The sequence below is a fragment of the Crocosphaera chwakensis CCY0110 genome, assembly GCF_000169335.1.
Lineage (GTDB): Bacteria > Cyanobacteriota > Cyanobacteriia > Cyanobacteriales > Microcystaceae > Crocosphaera > Crocosphaera chwakensis.
In genome coordinates, this window is sequence record NZ_AAXW01000074.1 from 1 (window position 1) to 21,923 (window position 21,923).

Genomic DNA, 21,923 nt, shown 5'->3' on the forward strand with positions numbered 1-21,923 from the left:
ACGGATTATCTTGATTGTTAATCAATTAACAGTTAACAATTAACAGTTAACAATTACTATTTTTCTATCATTGTTAATTATTAATTGTACATTGTACATTGTTCAAGTCTTCTAACTTAATTTTGAGAGTTGGGAGACTTTTTTTTCTTTAAAAATTTGACTCCTTGCAAGGCGAGAGAATAACAAATCATTCCAATCATTAAATATTGTGTAGCAGGAATACCAACGGAAACTGTCATTATTAAAGGATGACTTTCTTCGTATTCTTGACTTAATACTGTTATGACTTTTTCGGAGACTTTAGACATTTTTAAATTCCCTTAATTACACAAAAACTATTACGAAAAAAATAGACAATGAGCATTATTAACTGAATGCTCTTTCGTCTTAAATTTGGAAAAAAGTGTGTGCCTCAATGTGAAATGAGACAATTGACACTTTGTTTGAGCAGAAGCAACCCAGGTGGGGGAGGGGTTAATGCTTCTATTAATACCTTATTGCTTAGTCCTAAAATGAGTGGGGGGAATCATCTCAGAACAATTGTTGGTTATTGTAATAAACTACAACAACTTTGTCACTGTTTTTTGTTGCTGTTTTTAACATCTTTAGATTTTATTTATCATTGTCATGACAAAAAAAATTGTCATGACAAAAAAGTTTTACAGGAGTAATAAAACGCATAAAGCTGTTGTTAACCAAACAAAGGTTTGTGAACGTTCTGTGCAAAGACCAGGTAATCTCATTAGTTTTTCCTAATAATGGTTATTAAATTAGCGCAATGAGCTTTTAACAGTATTTACTATAATAATCTAAGAAAAAAAAAGAGAAGACTAAGCTTCTCTTTTTAGCGACATTAGGATAAATCTTACTTATTGGAAACTGTTAATACCCCGTCAATCAACAATAAAGTAACACCTTCGTAGAGAGGCTGATCAATTCTCAACCACGGTTCATCGCACCAATTAAACTCAAAATCAAGGGCAACCTGTCCGTTTTGTTCGCATTTGAACAAAATCATCGGAGAAATATCATCAGGATATTGAATCGTCCATTTTTGATTTTCATCTTTCCTCCTCCTTGGAGACTCTCGTTATACCGAAAAGGTTAGCGATGAGAGGAAAAGGTGGGCAGTAGCTATGTGGCATAAGAGTAACCATCCTTCTTGTGAATTTGTCGGCAATATTTGTGATTAATGCCCTGGATTACGCCTTTTGCAGTCGAAATGTTAAAACTCCCAGTCGAGCGTACGGCTACCCTCCCAACATAAATGCCGGTCTTCTTTCCCTTAGTAACTACAGCCTTAACAATGTCACCGGTTTGAAATCCTTTAACATCTTTTTTGTGCGGGACATAACGAGTTGGGAACCCATACTTGTTGGTGCGGCACATTTGCCTTGTGCCGTGACCAGTGGCTTTAATTTTAAGTGGCTTCTGTACCAGCATTCGTAATTTGCTTGGTGTTGATTTGCCCACACAAGCTGCATCTAGCCAGTGCGTCTTAGGGAGTTCGTGCTTGGTTCGATTAAACTTAGTTAGTCCTCCTGAACCAGCCTCTACCTCTAGTCCACTAGCCTTTAATCGGTTAAAGACTGCCCACCGAGCAGCGTTCACCGCAGCAGCATCTCTCAGGGGCTTTTTGGCATTAGCTTTAACTCGTTTCAGCACTTCAGGCTTACCCTTAAGGAACTCCTCAACTGACCGGTTTCCTTTCTTCTGGTTGCATTTGTGGCAACTTAGAGTGAGATTAGAAACGCGATCGCTTCCCCCCTTTGATTTAGGTACAATATGCTCTATCTCAAAAGGAACCTCTTTAGCTCCGCAATACTGACAAGTCCGATTGTACTTCTCTAGTAGATACTCTCGTACCTCATACCCGAAAAGGGTTCCTTGTTGGTACTCGACTCCTGAGATTTCAGGATTCTCTAGCTGCTGAGTGTCAAACCGAACAAGTTCAACACTAATCGAGTCCACCGGACAGAGTTTTCTCAGCCGATTAACCCAAGTGTTAATGTTCTCAACGCGGCTTTGTAAGGATGGGGGAAGCCAACCTTTAGGCCGTGTTCTATTTAGGAATCGAGGCTTGCGGTAGCGAGTTTTCCTTCCTCTGCGTCCCCTTCTTAATTGTCTTCTTGACTCAAGTGAGTCTTTGATTCTAAATCCTCGGTGTTCAAGTTCAGCACCAAAGATAACCCTATCCCCTTGAATTAAGGCAATACCGGTTACTTTTGCACCAGGATCAAGTTTAATTCGACAAGGTTTAGGCTTGTTAGGGTTCACCTCTTCTTTGAGGATAATCGTAAAGGGGTATTTTCGATATACGGCTGCCTTCCCTTGTTTTAACAGTTTTCTGGCTCTTGCCTGATGGCAGGGACTCAGGGGTCGCTTGTCTTTTGACAATACGAATACGAACATTAGTTTTAATCTCCTATTTCTAGGGTAAAGTTTGCCTCGACAATGTTATTTGAGCTTGTTAGTCCCATCTCACTTCCTTAACCCGTTTAGGGATGTTTAAAGATGAGCGACAGAGCGTGAGACTGGCACGCATCTCAAGGTGTCTTGACTCAAATAACGTAGGTCTCTAGAACCTTAGTCTGGTCACGTCTTGGGCTTTTCAAGCCCCCACTATACCTACTGGATTAGTGGTGGGTTCGTGACTGATCATACCAATAACCCAATCAACCCAGTTTTCGCTAGAAAGTTGTTTAACTCTTTCTGTATACTTGATAGAATCCTCAAATGAAGGATGATAAGTATAAAGAGTTTGTTTCTTTTCTTGAGTTTGAGACATTATTTACTCCTAAGATTATGAGATTTTCATCAAATATTGGCAAAGCCAAAAAATAGAAATCGTGCTAAAATATAAAAGTAATTTTTAGCACGATTTGTTAATTTAGTTAATTGTCTAATTAAGCTTTTAGGACTTCAATTAACTCTTTCTTTTTACAACGATTGTAAGGTTTATTACAAATATTTCTAACTGTGCTTTGTAAGTTATGAGTCTTAACAAATTCTTTAAGTTCTTTATAAGTTAAGGACTCAAGATTAGCTGATAAATTAGTTGATTCTTTGCTCTTTTTTGGAACAATCGATGTAGGCTTTATCATCAAGTTATCTGAATTTGAATGATAAGTTTGGGATAAAGAAACTTGAGGAGTTAGCTTAAGATTTGTGTTTTTTTCAATAGTTTCAGGGGTTGGATCAAATTCTTCTGAGAAAGCTTTTTTGATTGAGGGAATAAAGTTGTCAAAAGAATCTTGTTCTACTGTAGATGTAGTTGGGACTAAGCAACAGTAGAAACAGAAAATAACGATAAACAAGAAAATTTCGAGTATCATGATTTTTACTCCTAAATGTGTAGAGATATGTGCTGTGAAGTGGTTAGCACTGTTCATCAAATGTTCCTGAAAGGAAAAAAACTGATCTCAAATTAGACCAGTTTTACAGAAGATGTTCACCTTAAGCATCCAAAGCTACCAACCAATTACCTAACTTTCTAATTAAACTAGCAACTGGTGTAGGAATTGGTTTATCAATGACGTAACTATCTTCTGTGAAGTGACCATAGTATTCCATAATAGTTTGTTGGACTTTACTAATTAAATTACTTAAAATATGTTTCATATTTTTGAGAACTTAAGTTAACAGAAAAAAACTCAATCCCCACAAAGCAATTAACAATTAATAATTAATAGTTAACAATTATTCATTGTCTATTGTTCATTGTTCATCGTTCATTGTTCATTGTTAATGGGGACGAGTCTTAATTATAGTGAAAATGTAGTAACTTGGCTTTGTTTTGTTACTGACTTTAAAGATTGCCATAAACAATTAGAATTGGGATTACTAACATAGCAAACACAGGCTTTATCAATACCAATTTCTTGCCATAAAGGTTTTAGATTTGTTAGTTTTTGTTGTTTTTCTTCTATCTTATTAGAATTGACGGTAACATCAATGGCTATGGTAAAACCAAGGATATTGACGACTGTATCTATTCCAAAAATGTAATCAAGAATAATTGAACTGGGAACCATTTGCCAATCTAAAACTCTGGATAATTGATTAGTTTTAGGATGTCTATAATTAACACCGAATTCTTCAAGTAAGAAAGAAGTTGCTGATTTAATCCTTTTTCTTCCTAGTTGAGACTGAGAAGCAATATTAATCAATTCTTCCGATGAAGGTAGTTTAAAACCTTTGATTTTAGGAGAGTTTTTGATTAAATTAAATAAGATTTGTTCAGCAGCATAACCATTAATCATAGGGAGAGTCCTTGAAAAATTATCAAGAAATCTCCCTGAAAGGGGAAAAAGTTTGGATATTAGGAAGCTAAGACTTCGGAAGGTTCATAAAGTAAAGGAATTAAATATTCTTTGTTAACTGTTTCCATCGCATAAGTTATTCCTTCTTCATCAGCAAAATCAATTAAAAAAGCTTGTTCTTCAAAATCCATAACCACTGTTCCCACCTGGCCTCGACGTAATAAAATAGGATTATGAGTTTGTTTATGAATGGCTTGAATATCTTTAGTTAAAACTACTAAATTATACTCTTTAATACTGTTCATTATTCACCTCACTTATTAATAGGATAAACGTTGGTTAATCGGGGGAAGTCTTCTTGGAAACGAATAATCCAAGCACTTAATATTAAAGATGAGCCTATATCAGTCTCTAGAAAAAACTTAACATCATAATGAGTTCCCCAACTATCTTCTTTATAGAGTATAGCTTCATTCTCGCAAATTGCCTCTAATAAAGCATTTTCTAGGATACTTTTATTAGTTAAAGTAATTCCTAAACGTCTTTGAAAAAGCAGAGCTTTATGTTTCCCTATAGGATGCTCGAAATTCAAAGAATAACGCTCTATCTTATCTCCTAATATAGCACGTTTTGGATTTGGTAGTTTCATAATATAACCTTCATAAAAGGGTTAAAATTACATCTTTTTTAGTTTTTATTAATTAATAACTAAGAATGCTTATTTATTAATTAACCAGTAACGTTAGCTTAAACAAGTTAACTAAAAAACCTTATTTAAGTAACGCCCTCTTTCTTTGTTTATATTTATTTTAAGGTGGTATATAATCTGAAAAATATCATATACTGCGACACCTTAAAATAGAAGTAGTTTTAAAGGCTTCCCACTACCTTCATTCAATTTACGCAAAGCGTTTTAAACTTAAAATAAGAAAAAAATAACTTATGCTAATAACATAAGTTAAAAGTAAAAATATTAATTGATAAAACTGAGGAGATAAGTAACTCCTAAAGACCAAATTACGAACGAAGAAATCCAGCTTAACATAAGATATTACCTCTATTATTTGTCAATAAAGGCAACGCCTAAAGCTAAGATGAATAATAGTTAGACTTACAACAAACAGGACAAAAAATTTTAGTATTTTTCTGCCGTTTAATAGCTTTTTCTAAGCTCCTTTCACCCATTAACAATTCGGCTAAAGTAAAACTAATATCTCGCTCTTTAGCTACTGCACAAAACCGAGAACCTCTACCTTTTCGATGTTCTCTGATTCGTTGATCAATATCTTTGGTGAAACCTACATAATGTTGAGCGGTATGATATGGTGAGATAGGTCTTTGAAAGTGGAGAATATAAACGTAAGACATGAGCATTTAATTAATTAAAAATAACCTCTTAGAAGTTTTTTCTAAGAGGTTAAAAGTGACAAGCAAATTAGTTAATTAATTTTGATTACTCTGAATTTTCTGTGTAATCCTTTTCCCATTTGAGATATAAATCTCGAAAATCTAATCTAAATAAACCTAAAATTTCTGCTGCGCGACCTTCGGTTATTTCTCCTAAATGATGGGTGCAGCAAACCAATAATTCTACAGTTTCTTTATCAATTCTAGAATAAGAATACCGAGATAATTCCCTTAGTTTTTGACTCCAGAGTTTGACAATCTCTTTTGGGGTATTAGGAATTAAAGCTAATTCTGCATCTAGCTCATTAAGTCTACTCATCCATTTTTCTCTCTTATACTAACAATAAAGCAGGATTAAACAATGTACAATTAATAATGAACAATGACTTTTTTGAATTAATCAATTGTTAATTGTTAATTGATGTTATAATCCTGCTATCAATAACTACTCTTCTTCGACTCCTCCAGGTAAGGCTAAAGTTTCAGGGATAGCTGGTGGTAATGTAGGCTGTAACCCATCCCAAACTTGATTTTTGACAATGGGATTATAACCGACAAAGAAATCCGTCCAATTTTCCATCGTAGGTACAGTGTGTCCATTTACCCGACAAGCAAAGGATTTTTGTTTAGTGCCTACTTTTTCGCGTCCTACGGTTAATTCAAAGACACATAACGAGTTAAACCGTGCATCTTTGGGTCTGGCTGCAATGCCATTAGCGATCGCATGACAGCTTGTGACCTCTTGGGTTAACTTCTGCCATTCTTGGCTAAAAGTGGCTTGATTAGCACCTTTAGCGACGTAACTCAGGGGTACAGTGTGTAGAGGCTGATTATCTTCATTTAAGAGAATAATTTCATAAATTTGGCAGTTACCAATGTTGTCATCGTCTTTGAAAGAGCGTTGCCAATGACCAACAGGGACTAACTGTTGGGTTTCTTGAGTGGCTGCGCGGTCAAAACCAAACAAAGGTGTACGGGGACAAACCAACATTCTAGGTTTCTGGAGTAACAAACCTTGTTCAGTTTCTCCCGAAGACTCAAAGGTATATTCGATAAGTTGATCTACCACTGAGTCGAAGTCAATGAAACCAGCTTTAGCCATTTCATTGATATTGATGAAATACCCACATAATTTGTCATTCATGCCTCTTAGGGCTTGAATACGAGGCAAACGGGCATTAGGGTCAATGAATTCAGTAGAAGCAAACTCATCTCTCTCAATAGCTGTTTGTTGTTGATTAACCAAGGTATTTTGGGCTACTTCTTGGGGCATTTCTTTAACCACTTCTGGGGTCAAAGGTTCTGAAAGGGTTGTGTTGGTAGTGGTACTTCTTCTGGGCATAATGTTAATTTAAAAGGGTAAAGATTGGGAAGAATTGACAACATTTTGGGATGTTTCTTGAGACATTTCTATCTCGATGATTTGTTGTTTGAGATGTATTAAATCGGATTGAAGTTGAGATAACTGAGATAACATTTCTGTTATCTTCGGAAATAAATCAGTTGACATGATTAATAGTGCAGATCGATGTCTGCATAGGCTAAGTGTTCATTTTCCCAACGTTCAAACAAAGCTTGTTCTCTTGGGGTTAATTCGAGACTTTCTTCTACGTCGTTTAAGGTGAGCGTAAAGTTTAAGGGTTTCTCGTTCCAAGTTGTCGGACTTGTTTTTTTTGAGGATTTTGTGTTAGAATTCATGAAAGAAATATGATACATTTTCAATCGATCCGCGCAAATGCGCGGTTCTTTTATTTTTTGGTTTGTCTGTTCAATCGATTAACTGTTTTGGTTGCATTAATCACTTTCCAGCCTTGATTCTTAGCTTTTTCTAGGGCATCATTAAGTTCTTCTTTTGTGGGAAAGAATTTGTATCGAACGAAGTCAAGGTTTGTCTTAAAGATATAGGTTTGAAACCCATCTTTTAGTTCAATGTAGCTAACTTGTTTAAGGTAATTCATGACTTTTCATTTTCTCTAAATACTCAAATAAAGGTAATGGCTTGATGAGCTTGTAGTGATATTGGTCAAAGGTTCTTTTGGCTCTAGCTATACAACAATGAATCTCTAACCAATCATTGGTAATTTCTATGGTTTGTAGTTGTTCTTGTTGCTCACAAAGTTCATCAAATAACTTGATACTTTCTGTGATATGATCGAAGATAGATTGAGCTAATTTGGTCAAAGTAATTGTTACCCGAACTCTCGTTTTTTTTCTCGATTTGTTCCAGTAAATTGAACTCCAAATTTTGTCAAATGACTCAGTTAAATGGACAGCCGTTTCTAGTTCAAAAAGTAAAGAATTAGCGATTTCGTTGTCGGTATCAATTTCTTTTAATTTGGTAGCAGCGACTGATAAACTAGCCCAAACGCAGGGCATTCGTCCGCACGGATAGTTTGGCATAAGGCTGATAGAAAATATGTTTTTCTATCAGCGCAAAGCGCAAAAAAAGATATAATAAACTGGAAAATATTGAATTAAGTTTCCAGTTTATTATTATTAAAGTCAATTAGCTGATTTTGTTGTAGCCAATGATTTGTCTATAGAATCTTTTTCTAACTGGACAACAGGAAACGGCATTAGATCAATAGCTTCAGGACTTAATAACCGTTCCCAAGCTTTGCGTTCTGAGTTCCAAGTAAAGCCCCAATCTTTGGCTATTTGGCGTTCATCGTAGCTGACAAATGCTCGGAATATATGGCGGATTTTAGAGTTTCTAATAACAGGAAAATCGAAGCTTTCCTGCTTGTCTTTCTTGAACCATCCTTGTTGATCATAATTCCATTTAAACCCCTGTTCTTTTAAAACTTCATCAGATTTAGAACAAATAGCTTCAATGATTGGTAACTGAGCAATTCTGAACTGTTCTTGTAGATTAGGAACGCGGTTAAACACCTCTGCTAGTAGCAGACAATCATTAATAGCACGGTGGCTAATATTAACACCAACTCCGTAAAATTGTGCTAAAGAAATCAAGTCTCGTTTTCCTGGGTAAGCATCAGGAAATAGTTCAAAATCTTTGTAAGTACATAACCAAGGCTTCTCCCAAAAACCAGCCCAATCGGAGTTTAAAATTAAAGGTTGGTCAAAATCTTTATTGTGTGCAACAACCACATCTGCTAATTGATAAGCTCTTTGTAAACTATCAATTATATAGGTTTGCATCACTGTATTTTGAGTCGTTTCAATGGGTATTTTGTTGATAAGAAAAGCATTATTTTTTGTCTCTGAATCTACATAAAGTAAGGTACTTAGACAAGACAATGTGGTTTGATATTCTACGGAATATCAAATGGCTCCAACTTCAAGAATAGTTTGATTTTCTGTGTCTCCGTTGGTTTCGGTATCGATGATGAGACAATTTTTGACTTGAATCATGATTCTGATTTTCCGTTTCTCTTTAACTTTGGTAATTCTTTAGTTGTGGATATTTTTCGATAACATTAGGAAGGGGTTTTAAAACAAAGCTTAAAATAGTTTTGCTACTGTAAAGATTAAAATACGTTATTGCCTTTTAAGTATTCCCAGTAGTTACGAATTCCAGTATAAGAAAAGTCAATCATAACTTACCTTTTTACAGTTTGTTAGGGGGACACCCCCCTTTCTTGCTCTAGCTAAACGGATACCAACACAGGTGTACATAAAAGGAAAACCATCCTATTCGTAGTTCACCCCATTGAAACCTAAAACTTACCCGTGAATTGAAATTAAACTCATCATAAACAAGAAAGGCTAGATGAAGCCTAGACAGATGGAGACTCCAAATATCATAGTCATCATCAAATAATACACTTAGTTCAATTAACCTGATATCACGAAATTTAAGTTTAAAAATGATAAAAGGATGCTCCATGACTTTCTCCAAAATTTAGTTTGATTCTTGCTAAATTTGATTGAGATTTCTCTTCAAAAAAACTCTCTGAGTGCAATTAATATTTCTAACAGAGAATATCGGTTGATTAGCTTCGCTAATTCTAATTCTATTTCTAATTCTTGCATTTACTTAATCCTAATATGCTTTCCCCGTGGCATAACCTTGGCAATTAAAGTTCCTTTCTCATCCCGAACTTCATCATAATTAAGAGCTTCTTCAGCTAATTTATTATGATTAATATGAAGCCGAACTTCTTTATATTCTTCGGGATAATCTTCAGTCTTAAGTTCGGGGTTAATCCAAATAGGAGGACGACCCCCATTATTACAAAGACTAACCTTGGAAAGCTTACCTTCGAGGCGTTTACCTTTGTCTCCGAGTTGTTCTACTCTAGTTTCCATGAAGGTTTGCAGTTTACTTTTAAGCCAATGAACTGTTTGCTTATTAGTATGAGCTAAATCACTAATTCGCTTAGCTTCATTTTCTTGGTATTCTATTAATGATTCCCTCCATTTGATAACTTTTATGTAAGCATCAATTTTACTTTCTAAACGGGGGAGAAAATCATTAAAGATTTCTTCTGCGACTTTCCTTTCTTCGGGATTATCGCTGTCGAGGTATGCGAGAATTAATTCGAGTTCCTCTTCCAACTGCGGAAGACTTTCTGTTATTTTGGTTTCCATAATTATTCTCTAGTAACTACTAGGAAATAAGCGCAAAGCGCACTCAATTACTTGAAAAGATTATCAATAAAAAAGAATCCCTAATTAATAGAGATGCTTTAAATCTTCTTAAATCATAAAAAAATAGACTAACCTTAAAGCTAATAAGGTTAGTTTTAGAAAAGGTTACTTTAGATTAATTGAATTGTGAATGTAACTGCATTATCACCGACCTCATTTGAGATAAATCGAGTTCTAACTTTGGATAGTTAGAACATCCAAAACAAGCGGTGAAGAACTCACCATCTGTTTCTTGTGATAACGTTTTTACTAAATCATCAACATACCAGGATTCATGTCCAGTTACCCCATCTAATAAAATAAAGGCGTATCCGTTAGTTCGTTGTTCACAAATCCAGTGGACTTGGCGTTTAACGGCTTTATTGTTTCGGGTTTCTACCGCATCAATAAAAGCATAATTATTAGTTCTTAATAAACAACGACCTTTTTCCTTTTGTATTTCTCTTACCTTTTCTTTAAACTTTTCTGACCAATTCATCTTTATACCTCATTTTTGTCTTCATTTTAAGTTCTTATCAAAATAATAAAACTAACCTCGAAGGCAACAAGGTTAGTGGTTTATGTCAATTTATCAGAAAAGTGCCTTAAGGATTGTAGTTGTCCTTCTTTTCTAATAAATAACATACTCTCTGGTTTAACTATTATTATAAGTCGTAATTAATGCGAGAGAAATCAATTCGTACTTATAACAGAGGTGGTTTCCTTTGGCTTCCCACTGCCATTTTCATCTAATATTTGCGAAGCAAAATTAAGTGTGATTGATAGAGCTAGAACCATTTAAACTAAGCGGTTTAGATATTAATTCAGCAGCGTGAATAATATCTTCTAACCGTTTTCTAGTTAACCGTTTCTCCGTCATTTTCTTCGTTAACGTCGATAATTGCTTGACCCGACCCGAAATTTCTAATTGCTGTCGAATAAAGCTGTGAATTTTATCATCTTTCGACTTAATAATAACCTCAATTTGAGATTGAGTCAAAAGGGTTTGATCATCATCTTCGAGGGGCAAAGATTCAGCAATTAAAGTATAATCTTTGGCATCAGTTAATTCCTGAGTTTCTTCGATTTCTTCATCATCTGCACCATTCAAGAACCGACCAGATTGGGCGTATTCTTGATAGTTATCTTTGACTTCTTCTGCCATATCAGCAATTTCATCTGCTAAGTCATCAAGAACTTCGACTGGGTAGATTCCACACAAGTCTTTGAATAACTTCTTCAGTTGATTTAAGCTCTTAGAAACTTCAACTTCTGCGGTCTTTTGAGCTTGATGAACTTGCTGATCAATCCTTAATTTTTGTTGAAAGTCATTTAATTGCTGTTGTAATTTAGCAATTTCTTGTAAACTTTCTTCAATGTGTTGTGATTGGTTTTCGATATACTTATTCAAAGATGTCATGATTTTTTCTCCTATAATGTAAATGTGTCGATGTGGTTAATTATTTAAGGCTTAAAAATAGCTTTAATTTCGCTTTTTCTAGCCTTAAAATGAGGGTTGAATTGTAGTTGATGCTGTGCTGATTTAATTGCCGTCCAGCTTTCATAATGTTTGGCTTCCCAGTGACTAAATGACCAATTGGTTCCGTTCCAAACATAATTGTCAGCACTAATGAAAATGTAGTAAGAACCACGAAATAATGGGAGTTTGTTTATTTTTTTCTTGACTAATTTCCGTTTCATCATGCCAAGCTTCTGCAAAATCGTACTCTAGGAAACTCTCTTCTTTATCCCCTATACAATAAGACCAACGGGGTAGATGACCTGGGCTATAATTTAAAGCAATTCCTGTTACAATGTAATCAGTTGGATCAATTCCATCTAAGGGATCAACAATAACAGGTTGTCCTATATGAAACTTAGGTTTAGGAATGGTCGAGTTGAATTTATCATCAAAGAAATTGACTGAGATGATATTAGGAAATAAAGCTAATGCCGTAACTCGAAAACTGTAGCTAACTCTATTTTCTTCGGTTAACTGTTGAGCTAATGGGGAACCATAATAAATGATTTGGTGAACTTCTACCTCTTTTTCTTGAGCTTTTAAGGCATTTCTAGCAATCAATAAATCAATGGTTTCTACTTCATTTTGTTCAAGAAGTTGTTTCCAGTTTCTGTTGCCAGATTCGGGGTCATATTTGCAGTACAATAAAGCATAATGCTGAGCGTCGAAATTATTGATCATTGTCTAATACCTCTATATTTTTTTGAACCATGAAATACTCTGCTTAATTCACGCAAAGCGTGAGGCTTTAGAAAATGAAGGTGAAGGACATTATTTTTCCATCAGTCTCAAAGGCTTAAAGAATGGTGCTTAAGCTGACTTTGAGTCAAAATTTTCCATCACAAGATCCTGAACTTGTTCTGAAAAAAGTTACCACCTTCAACTCCTTGTCTAACCAGCCTTTTACACAGTTTCGACGAAAAATTGTTACCACCTTTAAAATGGGGATAAAACAATAAAATCCTTTGTCCAATCTATGAAAAGAGGGTTGTTTGGAAAAATTTGACCAGGTTCAAAGCCTTGTTGAATCAGCTATAAAGCCATCTTGGACTGCTTTTTTTGACCAGTTACCAGTGCCAGCGTTGACAAAAAACCGAACAGGTTCAACCCCTGATTGGTCAACGATTTTACCCCAATTGATGGGACTTTTCCGATCGCCCCGTCAACATGACTTTCCGCATCCTGAAAGCTATAGTGGATCAGTGTTAAACTGGTTATGGAGCTTGATTTTTCCGCATTTTACCTTCTAAAAAAGTCACCACTGTCAAAACTTTGTCTCATAAGGGTTAGAGTTAGTTTATAGCCCAAAAAGTCCCCACCAAATAAAGGTAAAACCAAAAGAAAAAGGAGAACCAAAATCCTCCCTAAATTCTCTAAAATTCCTGGTCTTCTGAATTAATCTCAGCTAAGGAAATTAACTCATCTTCTTGAAACCAACTAATTTCATGCTTTCCTTTAACACCCCTAATGCCAAATCGCCAATAAGGGGCTTCGTACAAGCGATCGCCTGTCATGGTGTACTCAACCAAATCTAACGTAGAGATACGATAAGTCTCATATATATCGAAGAAATCATCTTGATTCTTTTGGCATTCATGCCATTGAGAAGCTAAAACAACTTCTTCACAAAAGACATATCTGGGTTCAGAATAAGCATATTGATCATAGGGAAACCGAGGGACAAAATCGAACTGAATTCTCTGAGGAATAGGGATTTCATCAGGTTCTGCACGATATTCGATAGTAGGAATCCCTTGGCATTCGAGACGTTGAATTTGTGTATAAGACATGGTAATATTGGGTGTAGATATTTATCAATTGGGGTTGATTAAACTTGCTGTTTTTGATTAATAAAGCTAATCAAAGGCAAGTCTTGGTGGTTCAAAATTCTTACTAGAATGCCTGAACCTACCCCCCAACTTTTTATTTCGTACTGGCAAGATACAAGTCGTTGGCTACGACGGATAATTGCCCTTGAGCAAAGACGATTTTGGGTTAGATATTGATAGAATGCTTGGGCTTCTTGGTAATCATCAAAGCCAAAATATGTAGTATGCCTTTCGCCTTTTGGATTGGTAATGGTGGCTAAATGGGCTAGAAAACAATTAAGTCTCCAGTGGTCATCGAGGGGAACAACTTTACTTTGATATTTCGAGTAAGTCATCGAGGTTGCTTATACTAATCTCGAAAACAGCGCAAAGCGCACGTCAACGCTCTAAAACAAGGATTCTTGTGTTCACCCCTGTAGAGCGACTACTCATTAAGAAGCTTCCTTGTGGCAAGGGGTCATTAATAATGCACTTATCCTCTAACCATTCCCGAAACTCCCGATATTTCTTGTCCTTGCGAAATTCTATCGATTCAGGTGAAATCGCCACCAACCTTCCTCCCTCAACGAGACGATCATAAGCATGGCGAATATGATTAATTTCGCTACCCTTGACAAACGGAGGGTTCATCAGGATTCGGTCAAAAGATGTGGTAATATCGAAGCAATCAAAGCCGATAACATTAAAACCTTTAAGTTTGAGAAGTTCTCTTAAAGAAAGGTTGAATTCGCAAACTTCTAGGTTAACATCAGCAGCTTCTTTTATGGCACTGGCAATGTCCCCCTTTCCGGCACTTGGTTCCCAGACGCGCATACCTGGTCTAAGCATGGCTAATCTAACCATTTGCTCACAAATAGGCTTAGGCGTGGGGAAATAGCCAGGAATATTAGCTCCAATCAAACTACGCTCAATTTCGGCGATTTGCTTAATTTTAGGGTCAATAACAGGGGCTTGATGGAGTTTTTCGAGGGCTGCGATCGCACTTCGGACATGGGAAACAGTACGGAGATTTGCCCGTAATAGCGATCTAGCCCAACCATCAACCGCTATACCTTGTTTGATCGAGTCATCGCGCCAATTAGGATCTCTAAAGTCGGCTAACTCGGATAATTGGCTTTTTGTGGTGATGTCGGATAGAATACGAGGTAATGTGCCTTCCTCTAAGGCATCAGCCATTGCATATAACCAGCCTTGAATTAATGCTAACTTCTCACCATCTTGGCGCATAGATGCAGCAATTCTCGCCCGTCGCCTTGTTGGTCGTTGTTGCCCAATAGCAGGGTTCAGCTTATTATCGATTTGAGACTGCATTTTATCAGCTAAGTCTCTAAATCTCTGGGCTTTTTTGGGATTAGGATACCGTAGTTTTGTGGGGGTATCTTGTACAGGTAAATCGAAAATCGATAGTTGTTCGATCATTGATAGTTAATTCCTTTAATGATTTTTTCTTTGATGTATGAGTCAATTTCTCCCACTGCTACACGACGGTCTAATTCAGTTAAAACGTCGTTGATTTCTTGAGAGTTGAGTCGTAAAATGTTGTTAGGATCTTTGGTAAGTTTCCAAACTTGTTCAGGGTTATGACAAACTTCGGTTAAGCGATTAATATAGAAGTTTGTCATAGTTTCCCGACGATTTCTCTGTTTATCTTCGAGGTTGATGGGTTTCTTCTTTTTTCTGGGCATTATGATTAACGGCTGAATTTCAGATAGACTAAAAAGAGACAGATTGCTCCGTCTCTATTGGGGTTATTGAGTTGAGATAATTAAAACTAAAATAGCTTTTCTGGAAATTCTGAAATTGCTTGTTTAGCGTAGTAACGACTATTATTATTAAGATGCCGTTGCCAAGCTTTGTGATATTGACTCCAACGAAAGCTATTACTTTTAAGGATATTTCTAACTTCTTCGTTGGGTTTTTTGTCGAAGATTAATTGAAGGCGATCGCACTCAAAGTTTTCAACTAAAGTAAACCCATTATACTGAGTTTCTTTATTCCCTTCGGTAAGGGTTTGTTCAAGTTTTTCTCGTAAGTCCTCAATTCTGTTTTTGATACGTTTCATTTCCTGAGTGCCTAACGACAAATGATAAGAAAAAGGAGTACGTTCGAGGAAATCTCGTGCTACCATTGCCTTGATTTCAGTTGCATTGACTCCATTTTCAGTTAACAATTTCCCAAACTTTTCCCAGTTAGCCTGGTTCATGTTATCCTGCTTAGGATGCGGTTTTCCTGCTTTGCGCCACAGTTTATTTACAAGCTTCATTTTTTCTTGTTTGTTCTGTAACTTCTCAAGCTTGTCTTTTAACTTTTGAATAGCTTCAGGATCATCAGAAGCGATAGCTGTACTAACCGTTTTGGAAGCATAATAGTCTGCTTTTTCCTGTGCGTCGATGGATTTCCGCATATTACTATGACTACGTTCGATATCCTTGCGATGACGACGTTCTGAATGATGACCCACTAAAATCGGTTGTCCTAAAGGAATATCCTCAGTAATGCTGTTTGAGGCATTGTATCTTGCATTCGCTTCGTTTTGCCATTTCTGGGCTTTTAATGACCAGTATTCCTCTTTATTGGCAATTTTATCGTCATAATCAGCTTTTTTGTTTTCAAGATATTCTTGTGCTTCGGCGGTTTCTTCGATAGGAGTGTTTTCTTCCTTTGACATAATTATATTTTTGTTTGTTGTACTGCAAATTTGTGCGAATGCACAATTATGGTCAACCCACTCAATAACTTTATTGGCCGCTTTCTGAATACGCATTCCGCTTTGTCGTAGATTTTCTAAGGCATCTTCTCCCTGTTGCCAACCAGCAACATAAGGAAACGAATAATCCCTCGAATCAATGCCGAAATAATTAAGTACAATGAAAGCAACGGATTCAGCTTCTAATTCCGCTTTGCTTCTGGGAATATGGTTATTGTATTGTGTACGAGAATGCAACAAACTATGGCCTATTTCATGGCATAAAGTCTTGGCCTGATGTTGTTTCGGTAGCAGTGGGTCGACTACGATTTCGATAGGGTGTCCGGAGAGCGCATCGTAACGACAACAGCCATTGGCGTTTCCTAGTAATCCTTTGAAAAATACAGGGACATTATTGTTAAGGCTAAATGCCATTAAGCGATCAATTAATCCATCATCATCACCGGTTAACGGGGATGTTCTTTCTGGTAAATCTTCTCCTTGGGTTTGAGAAATATCAAAGATATTAACTGTTCTAAAGCCGAAAATACCAGTTTTTGCCTCTAGTTCTCCGTTGTCGTTTTCTTTCTCGATTTTGCATTTCAAGGGGGCTAGTATTTTGATAGATTTGCTACCTTTCTTAACCTGTCTTCCCAATTCTTGCCAATGTTGATAACCGGCAACTCTCGAAGCTTCTGGGAACTGAGAAAGAATGAGCAAGACGTTGTTAAAGGAATAGTTGTGGAACTCAGATTGCACTTTGAGATATCGTTGCCAATCACCCGATTCTAGAAGTTCGGCGAGTCCTTGTTCTAACTGCTGAAAAGCAAGTGCAGTTTTGGTGATCTTTTGCGTCATGAGGTCTAGGAAATTTTTTTCTCCTAGATCAGCGCGAACGCGCAAATATTCTGTTTGGTTGCTCATTCAACGACATAGTACAATTGGAAGAAAATGCCGTTTTTCAGGGGTAATGGCTTCTAGTACCATCGTTAATCCCAGTTCCAGCCAAAAAGACGAAACCTTAACAGGCGTTGTCGAACGAATCACCTATCATGCTGAAGATTCCGGGTTCACTGTGGCCAAAATGCAAGTGAAGGGATTTCGGGACTTAGTGGCCATTATTGGGAGCTTCCCCAACATCCAGGCCGGAATGACTTTATCGGTTCAAGGTCATTGGTACGATCATCCCAAGCATGGCCAACAGTTTCAGGTTAAAAACTATACTGAGTCTAAGCCGGCAACCCTCACTGGTATCGAAAAATATTTAGGTAGTGGACTGATTCGTGGAGTCGGCCCCGTAACAGCAAAAAGGATAGTAGCCTACTTTCAGCTAGAAACCCTTGAGATCATAGAAAATCAGATTGAGCGTTTGGTAGAAGTTCCTGGCATCGGCAAAAAACGGGTCAAGATGATCCAGGATACCTGGTCTGAACAAAAAGCTATCAAAGACGTGATGATTTTTCTGCAAGGCCATGGTGTCTCAACTACCTACGCCGTGAAGATATTTAAACAATATGGGAATAATGCGATCGCTATTGTGAGCGAAAATCCCTACCAGTTGGCTATAGATATTTTTGGCATAGGGTTCCATACAGCTAATCAGATTGCGATACAAGTCGGCATATCACCCTGGTCTAAGTACCGATATAAATCAGGCATACTGCATATATTAAGCCAAGCAGCCGAGGACGGTCATTGTTTTTTGCCTATGCCTGAGTTGGTTAATGAGGCGGTTGAGTTACTAAGTTTTGATGAGTTTGATGCTGATAAGGAAGCTGTTAAGCAAATCATCACCGAAATGGTAGAAACCGAGGAGTTAAAAGTAGAAGTAGCCGAAGGGGAAATGTGGTTGTGCTATAAGCCTACGTTTTACTATACAGAGGCCAACTTAGCTAAACTGTTACTAAAGCACCTCGAAAAACCTGTAACTGTTGACCTCAAGCGTGTAGTCAATTGGATAGAACGCTACACCAAAAGTAAGAAGATTAAACTTTCCCCCCAACAAACAGAGGCGGTCATCAAGGCAGTTTCATCACGGGTAATGGTTCTCACGGGTGGCCCGGGGTGTGGTAAGACCTTTACCCAGAAAACTTTGGTTTCGCTCTGGCAGGCCATGGGTAAAAAAATTGGTTTAGCTGCTCCCACTGGTCGGGCTGCACAAAGATTGGGTGAAATGGCAGGACTCGAAGCGAAAACTATTCACCGCTTACTGGAGTTCGACCCGAAGAAAATGGGTTTTAAACGGGATAAGGATAATCCATTACCGTTTGATGCAGTGATTGTTGATGAAGCTTCAATGGTGGATTTGTTTCTAGCACATTATTTGGTTAAAGCGATCGCTTCCGATTGCCAGCTTTTACTGGTGGGGGACTGCGACCAATTAGAATCGGTTGGCCCCGGAAAAGTTCTCAATGATTTACTTGAGTCGGGAAAAATTCCCGTGGTGAAGTTAACTCAAGTTTTCCGACAAGCGGCCAGCAGTGCCATTATTAGAAATGCTCATCAAATTAATCGAGGCCAATATCCTAAACTCGAACTTATTTCAGCCAATCCTAAATCAGATTGTTTGTTACATCCTGGGGGATCTAAACCAGAAAATAGTGTAGAAGCGATCGCTAAACTGTTAACTGCTTTTATCCCCAAGCAGGGCTTTGACCCCCGAAATGATGTACAGGTACTTTGTCCTATGACTAAAGGTTTGGTGGGAACTCGTAATCTTAATCAAGTCTTGCAGCAACTTCTTAACCCTCCTCACCCTGATAAGCCCGAAGTTACCGCTATGGGGAAAACTATAAGAGTTAGCGATCGCATAATACAGCTACGAAATGATTACAATCGTGACATATATAACGGGGATTTGGGGGTTGTTAAGGCCATCAATAACATTGACAAATCTGTGACCATTCAGGTTAATGAGCGCGATGTAGAATATGATTTTGCTGATCTTAACGAGGTGGCCTTAGCTTGGAGTATTTCAATCCATAAGTCTCAGGGGAGTGAATATCCCGTGGTGATTATGCCAATTTCGATGTCTCACTATGTGATGTTATCGAGAAATCTCGTTTACACCGGCCTCACCCGTGCTAAGAAACTGGCCATCATTGTGGGGAACTCTAAAGCGATCAGTATCGCTGTTAAGCAAGGTCATCGAAGACAGAGATATACAAGGTTAGTTGAACGGATAGGTAAATTATTACTCAAATGCTAACATTTCTTAATGTTAACATTCTCTTTGTTGAATAAACTCAAAAGTTACTATTTGATTTAATTAAGTTCTATATTTTTAACTTTATTAATTGCTTAATTATTCAAAAAATTTATATATTTAATAGAAATAAACATATAAATTTTAATTTAGCTATTTAGAATTAACATTATAGTTAATTTTTTAAAAACTTATACGAATTAAATATAAACTAATTTATATTTGGTATAGTAATCATATAAATATATATACTTATTTAAAATTCAATTTATTAAAAATATTATTTTAATAATTTTAAAAACCAAAAAACTTTAAAGATTATTTTTTAAGTAACATTAAGGATAGCTATTCTTAATAAGGATTATTTAAAAAAATTAATTTGTTTATTATGTACAACTTAATTAAGGTGATCAACTAAATAAATTAATTTATTCAATTACGAAGTTTTTGTTTGTGGAACATTTTTATTTGTGAATTAGTCATAAACAAGTATGACTAAGCTTATTAGATTTTGTGAAAAGAATGATTAAAATCACATTTCTTTCGTTGTCAGGCGGACAAGGGAAAAGCACTTGTTCTTTATTTACCGCAAAACGATTATCAAAAAATTCTCCTGTACTAACGATTGATGTAGACCCTCAAGCATCCTTGACTTCTTATTTGGGACATAATGTGCAGCCTACAGAACCTACTTTGTTAGAAGTTCTTAAAGGGACTGTTGACCCAACTGACGGCATTTATACTTTGAATGACAATACTTTTCTAATGCCAGCCGACGACGGACTAGAAACAGCAATTGAGTATTTGGCAAGTACCGGGTTAGGGGTATCAATGTTAAAGACTATTATTGAACCTTTAGAAGAAACTTTCTCCTATGCCATTATTGATGCACCACCTCAAAAAACTCAACTGTCTCGTACAGCGATGGGGGCTGCCGATTATTTAGTAATTCCAGTAGAAACTTCGGTGAAAGGTTGCGCTAGTTTAGTGAGAACTTTAGAAACCTATCAAGAGTTGAAACGCTGGAAAGGAACAACAGCAGAAATTCTGGGTATCATTCCTTTTAGAGATAAATGGGTCGGTAGTTACCGTACAAAGGAAAGTCAGTCTGCTATTGACTTTATGGAAGAATATGTTGGAGATCAACTATTACCCTCAATTCGAGAATCTGAAAAATACAAGCAAGCAATTAACCAAAGAATTACTTTAGAAGAACTAGGATATGGGGATCTTGCTTACCCATTTGAAGTTCTCGAATCTCGACTATTAGAATGTTTAAATCAAAATCAGACTTCCTTACCTCTCGCTGTTTAATACTCGTTTAAAATTGTTAAGAAATGAGCCAACTTGAAGAATTAAGAAAAAAAGCTATTCGTCCAACGGTTCCTCATCGTACAGACAGTTTTGTGCCGCCCGAAAGTGAATTAGAGCCATCTGCAAATATATCTCCTCTACCAGTAAAAGAGCTAGAGAAATCTTCTGACGTTTCACATTTGCCTTTGAGTAACAAGGCTTCTAAAAAACGACAGAAGGGGGTTAGATTGGACGAAGAAATTGCGGATTCATTAGAAAGATTCTGTCTCGAAGAAAAAGTAACCATAGAGACTCTTATAGAAGCTGCATGGTTAGAAATGCAAAATAATCAAAAATTTTGCCAGAGAGTTCTCAAGGCTGCCAAAGTTCGTCGTCAAAAACGATTTAAGTTAGGTCGACTACAGGCTAAGAAAACTGAATTGGCAGCCCTAGAAGCAGAAATAGCTAAATTTTCAGATTAAGGAGTTTCGTCTCAACAAACTTCAGAATGACGAGTTACTCCCAAAAAGACTCAGGCGACCAGGGAAATTGTTGACGCATGGCTAGTTGTAGATTATGTTGACCGATTCTTTCAACGGGTATTCGTGGACTATATTTCTCGAACCATTCTGACTTTAAATCGGTATAAATTTGAGTGATTATTTTAAATCGTTCCTCAGCTTCAGTTGAGTTGGGATTTTTATCAGGATGCCATTTAAGCCTTAGTTGTTTATAGTTATGGGCTAACTCATCCCAATAAATTGGACGACCCATAATCCGAAAACTGGGAGTGTTTTCAAGTCCGTTGGTTTTTGGCACCGGTGGCAATAATGCGATCGCTTGGGAGAGAATTCTCGATGTCTGAATCTCTCGGTTCTCCTCTGTGTTTGAGGGGGATGACTCAGTACAAACAGGAGGTAACACCCCTTGTGAGAGTTCTCTAGCTGCGGTGAGGGCAAATTTTAACTTGCCTTCAGTGCTACGACAATCTAGGTCATACTTTGTTCGGTGTTCGGCGATCGCTCTTGTTGTCCACTGCTCACGAACCCATATATACAAGGACATCAAAGCATCGACGTGGCAACGAAAACGCAATGCTGATTCAGGGAGTGAAGCAAGTTCTAAG

31 protein-coding genes are annotated in these 21,923 nt (G+C 36.8%); 4 read left to right on the forward strand and 27 right to left on the reverse strand.

Annotated elements, in window-relative coordinates; translation table 11 throughout:
* Nucleotides 1-116 precede the first annotated feature (116 nt).
* The 21 genes from CY0110_RS24385 to CY0110_RS24480 all read right to left on the reverse strand — a co-directional run bounded on the left by CY0110_RS24385 (nt 117) and on the right by CY0110_RS24480 (nt 12,465).
* Entirely contained in the window at nt 117-308 is a 192-nt protein-coding gene (locus CY0110_RS24385) for a hypothetical protein (protein WP_008278281.1), read from the reverse strand.
* 557 nt (nt 309-865) lie between these two features.
* A complete protein-coding gene (locus CY0110_RS30155; RefSeq protein WP_008278284.1) occupies nt 866-1,018 on the reverse strand; it encodes a hypothetical protein in 153 nt (50 codons plus the stop codon).
* A gap of 116 nt (nt 1,019-1,134) precedes the next feature.
* Nucleotides 1,135-2,412: an RNA-guided endonuclease IscB gene (iscB, locus tag CY0110_RS24395; protein ID WP_008278285.1), complete on the reverse strand. Its 1,278-nt coding sequence runs from the start codon at nt 2,410-2,412 to the stop codon at nt 1,135-1,137.
* Between the two features lie 199 nt (nt 2,413-2,611).
* Complete coding sequence (locus tag CY0110_RS30165; RefSeq protein ID WP_008278286.1) at nt 2,612-2,788, reverse strand: hypothetical protein; 177 nt, start codon at nt 2,786-2,788, stop codon at nt 2,612-2,614.
* Nucleotides 2,789-2,906: 118 nt separating this feature from the next.
* On the reverse strand, nt 2,907-3,392 hold the full coding sequence (locus tag CY0110_RS24400; RefSeq protein WP_232285806.1) for a hypothetical protein: 486 nt from the start codon (nt 3,390-3,392) through the stop codon (nt 2,907-2,909).
* A 64-nt stretch (nt 3,393-3,456) separates the two neighbouring features.
* Nucleotides 3,457-3,621 carry a hypothetical protein gene (locus tag CY0110_RS30170; RefSeq protein ID WP_008278288.1) on the reverse strand — a complete coding sequence of 55 codons (165 nt, stop codon included), beginning with the start codon at nt 3,619-3,621 and terminating at the stop codon, nt 3,457-3,459.
* 143 nt (nt 3,622-3,764) lie between these two features.
* Entirely contained in the window at nt 3,765-4,262 is a 498-nt protein-coding gene (locus CY0110_RS24405) for a hypothetical protein (protein WP_008278289.1), read from the reverse strand.
* A 59-nt stretch (nt 4,263-4,321) separates the two neighbouring features.
* Complete coding sequence (locus CY0110_RS24410; RefSeq protein WP_008278290.1) at nt 4,322-4,567, reverse strand: DUF4926 domain-containing protein; 246 nt, start codon at nt 4,565-4,567, stop codon at nt 4,322-4,324.
* Between the two features lie 8 nt (nt 4,568-4,575).
* Entirely contained in the window at nt 4,576-4,911 is a 336-nt protein-coding gene (locus tag CY0110_RS24415; RefSeq protein ID WP_008278291.1) for a DUF6883 domain-containing protein, read from the reverse strand.
* A gap of 440 nt (nt 4,912-5,351) precedes the next feature.
* Nucleotides 5,352-5,630 (reverse strand): GIY-YIG nuclease family protein, encoded by a 279-nt coding sequence (locus CY0110_RS24420; protein WP_008278292.1) that lies wholly within the window; start codon nt 5,628-5,630, stop codon nt 5,352-5,354.
* 85 nt (nt 5,631-5,715) lie between these two features.
* Nucleotides 5,716-5,988 (reverse strand): hypothetical protein, encoded by a 273-nt coding sequence (locus CY0110_RS24425; RefSeq protein WP_008278294.1) that lies wholly within the window; start codon nt 5,986-5,988, stop codon nt 5,716-5,718.
* Nucleotides 5,989-6,114: 126 nt separating this feature from the next.
* Nucleotides 6,115-7,011, reverse strand: a complete 897-nt coding sequence (locus tag CY0110_RS24430) for a DUF5895 domain-containing protein (protein ID WP_008278295.1) — start codon at nt 7,009-7,011, stop codon at nt 6,115-6,117.
* A gap of 9 nt (nt 7,012-7,020) precedes the next feature.
* On the reverse strand, nt 7,021-7,179 hold the full coding sequence (locus tag CY0110_RS24435) for a hypothetical protein (RefSeq protein ID WP_008278296.1): 159 nt from the start codon (nt 7,177-7,179) through the stop codon (nt 7,021-7,023).
* A 2-nt stretch (nt 7,180-7,181) separates the two neighbouring features.
* Nucleotides 7,182-7,367 (reverse strand): hypothetical protein, encoded by a 186-nt coding sequence (locus tag CY0110_RS24440; protein ID WP_008278297.1) that lies wholly within the window; start codon nt 7,365-7,367, stop codon nt 7,182-7,184.
* Nucleotides 7,368-7,417: 50 nt separating this feature from the next.
* Complete coding sequence (locus tag CY0110_RS24445; RefSeq protein ID WP_008278298.1) at nt 7,418-7,627, reverse strand: hypothetical protein; 210 nt, start codon at nt 7,625-7,627, stop codon at nt 7,418-7,420.
* Nucleotides 7,614-8,069, reverse strand: coding sequence for a hypothetical protein (locus CY0110_RS24450; protein WP_232285807.1), 456 nt, complete (start codon nt 8,067-8,069; stop codon nt 7,614-7,616). Before CY0110_RS24450 ends, CY0110_RS24445 begins: the two co-directional genes overlap by 14 nt.
* Nucleotides 8,070-8,171: 102 nt before the next feature.
* Nucleotides 8,172-8,930, reverse strand: coding sequence for a 3'-5' exonuclease (locus CY0110_RS24455; protein ID WP_008278300.1), 759 nt, complete (start codon nt 8,928-8,930; stop codon nt 8,172-8,174).
* A 735-nt stretch (nt 8,931-9,665) separates the two neighbouring features.
* Nucleotides 9,666-10,223 carry a siphovirus Gp157 family protein gene (locus CY0110_RS24465; RefSeq protein ID WP_008278303.1) on the reverse strand — a complete coding sequence of 186 codons (558 nt, stop codon included), beginning with the start codon at nt 10,221-10,223 and terminating at the stop codon, nt 9,666-9,668.
* 175 nt (nt 10,224-10,398) lie between these two features.
* Complete coding sequence (locus tag CY0110_RS24470) at nt 10,399-10,761, reverse strand: hypothetical protein (protein ID WP_008278304.1); 363 nt, start codon at nt 10,759-10,761, stop codon at nt 10,399-10,401.
* Nucleotides 10,762-11,031: 270 nt separating this feature from the next.
* Nucleotides 11,032-11,682: a hypothetical protein gene (locus tag CY0110_RS24475; protein ID WP_008278305.1), complete on the reverse strand. Its 651-nt coding sequence runs from the start codon at nt 11,680-11,682 to the stop codon at nt 11,032-11,034.
* 207 nt (nt 11,683-11,889) lie between these two features.
* Nucleotides 11,890-12,465 (reverse strand): hypothetical protein, encoded by a 576-nt coding sequence (locus tag CY0110_RS24480; protein ID WP_008278306.1) that lies wholly within the window; start codon nt 12,463-12,465, stop codon nt 11,890-11,892.
* 311 nt (nt 12,466-12,776) lie between these two features.
* Between CY0110_RS24480 and CY0110_RS24485 the strand changes: the two genes are divergently transcribed.
* Nucleotides 12,777-13,034 (forward strand): hypothetical protein, encoded by a 258-nt coding sequence (locus CY0110_RS24485; RefSeq protein ID WP_008278307.1) that lies wholly within the window; start codon nt 12,777-12,779, stop codon nt 13,032-13,034.
* Nucleotides 13,035-13,157: 123 nt separating this feature from the next.
* On the opposite strand, the gene CY0110_RS24490 is transcribed toward CY0110_RS24485, so the two are convergent.
* From CY0110_RS24490 to CY0110_RS28955, 5 genes are all read right to left on the reverse strand, one after another.
* The gene (locus CY0110_RS24490; RefSeq protein WP_008278308.1) at nt 13,158-13,574 is read right to left on the reverse strand and encodes a hypothetical protein; all 417 of its coding nucleotides are present in this window, start codon (nt 13,572-13,574) and stop codon (nt 13,158-13,160) included.
* A 38-nt stretch (nt 13,575-13,612) separates the two neighbouring features.
* Nucleotides 13,613-13,948, reverse strand: coding sequence for a hypothetical protein (locus CY0110_RS28130; protein ID WP_008278309.1), 336 nt, complete (start codon nt 13,946-13,948; stop codon nt 13,613-13,615).
* Between the two features lie 43 nt (nt 13,949-13,991).
* On the reverse strand, nt 13,992-15,032 hold the full coding sequence (locus CY0110_RS24500) for a DNA methyltransferase family protein (RefSeq protein WP_008278310.1): 1,041 nt from the start codon (nt 15,030-15,032) through the stop codon (nt 13,992-13,994).
* Nucleotides 15,029-15,298, reverse strand: a complete 270-nt coding sequence (locus tag CY0110_RS24505; RefSeq protein WP_008278311.1) for a hypothetical protein — start codon at nt 15,296-15,298, stop codon at nt 15,029-15,031. The genes CY0110_RS24500 and CY0110_RS24505 overlap by 4 nt, the downstream gene beginning before the upstream one ends.
* 86 nt (nt 15,299-15,384) lie before the next feature.
* Entirely contained in the window at nt 15,385-17,223 is a 1,839-nt protein-coding gene (locus CY0110_RS28955) for a DUF3560 domain-containing protein (protein WP_008278312.1), read from the reverse strand.
* A 46-nt stretch (nt 17,224-17,269) separates the two neighbouring features.
* Here CY0110_RS28955 and recD2 point away from each other — a divergent pair, with 46 nt between their 5' ends.
* The 3 genes from recD2 to CY0110_RS24525 all read left to right on the forward strand — a co-directional run bounded on the left by recD2 (nt 17,270) and on the right by CY0110_RS24525 (nt 21,279).
* Nucleotides 17,270-19,507, forward strand: coding sequence for an SF1B family DNA helicase RecD2 (gene recD2 / locus CY0110_RS24515; protein WP_035800585.1), 2,238 nt, complete (start codon nt 17,270-17,272; stop codon nt 19,505-19,507).
* Nucleotides 19,508-20,026: 519 nt separating this feature from the next.
* Complete coding sequence (locus CY0110_RS24520; RefSeq protein WP_008278314.1) at nt 20,027-20,818, forward strand: ParA family protein; 792 nt, start codon at nt 20,027-20,029, stop codon at nt 20,816-20,818.
* Between the two features lie 23 nt (nt 20,819-20,841).
* Nucleotides 20,842-21,279: a hypothetical protein gene (locus CY0110_RS24525; RefSeq protein ID WP_008278315.1), complete on the forward strand. Its 438-nt coding sequence runs from the start codon at nt 20,842-20,844 to the stop codon at nt 21,277-21,279.
* 34 nt (nt 21,280-21,313) lie between these two features.
* Here CY0110_RS24525 and CY0110_RS24530 read toward each other — a convergent pair.
* On the reverse strand, nt 21,314-21,923 hold a 610-nt coding region (locus CY0110_RS24530; RefSeq protein WP_008278316.1), incomplete at its 5' end, for a DnaJ domain-containing protein.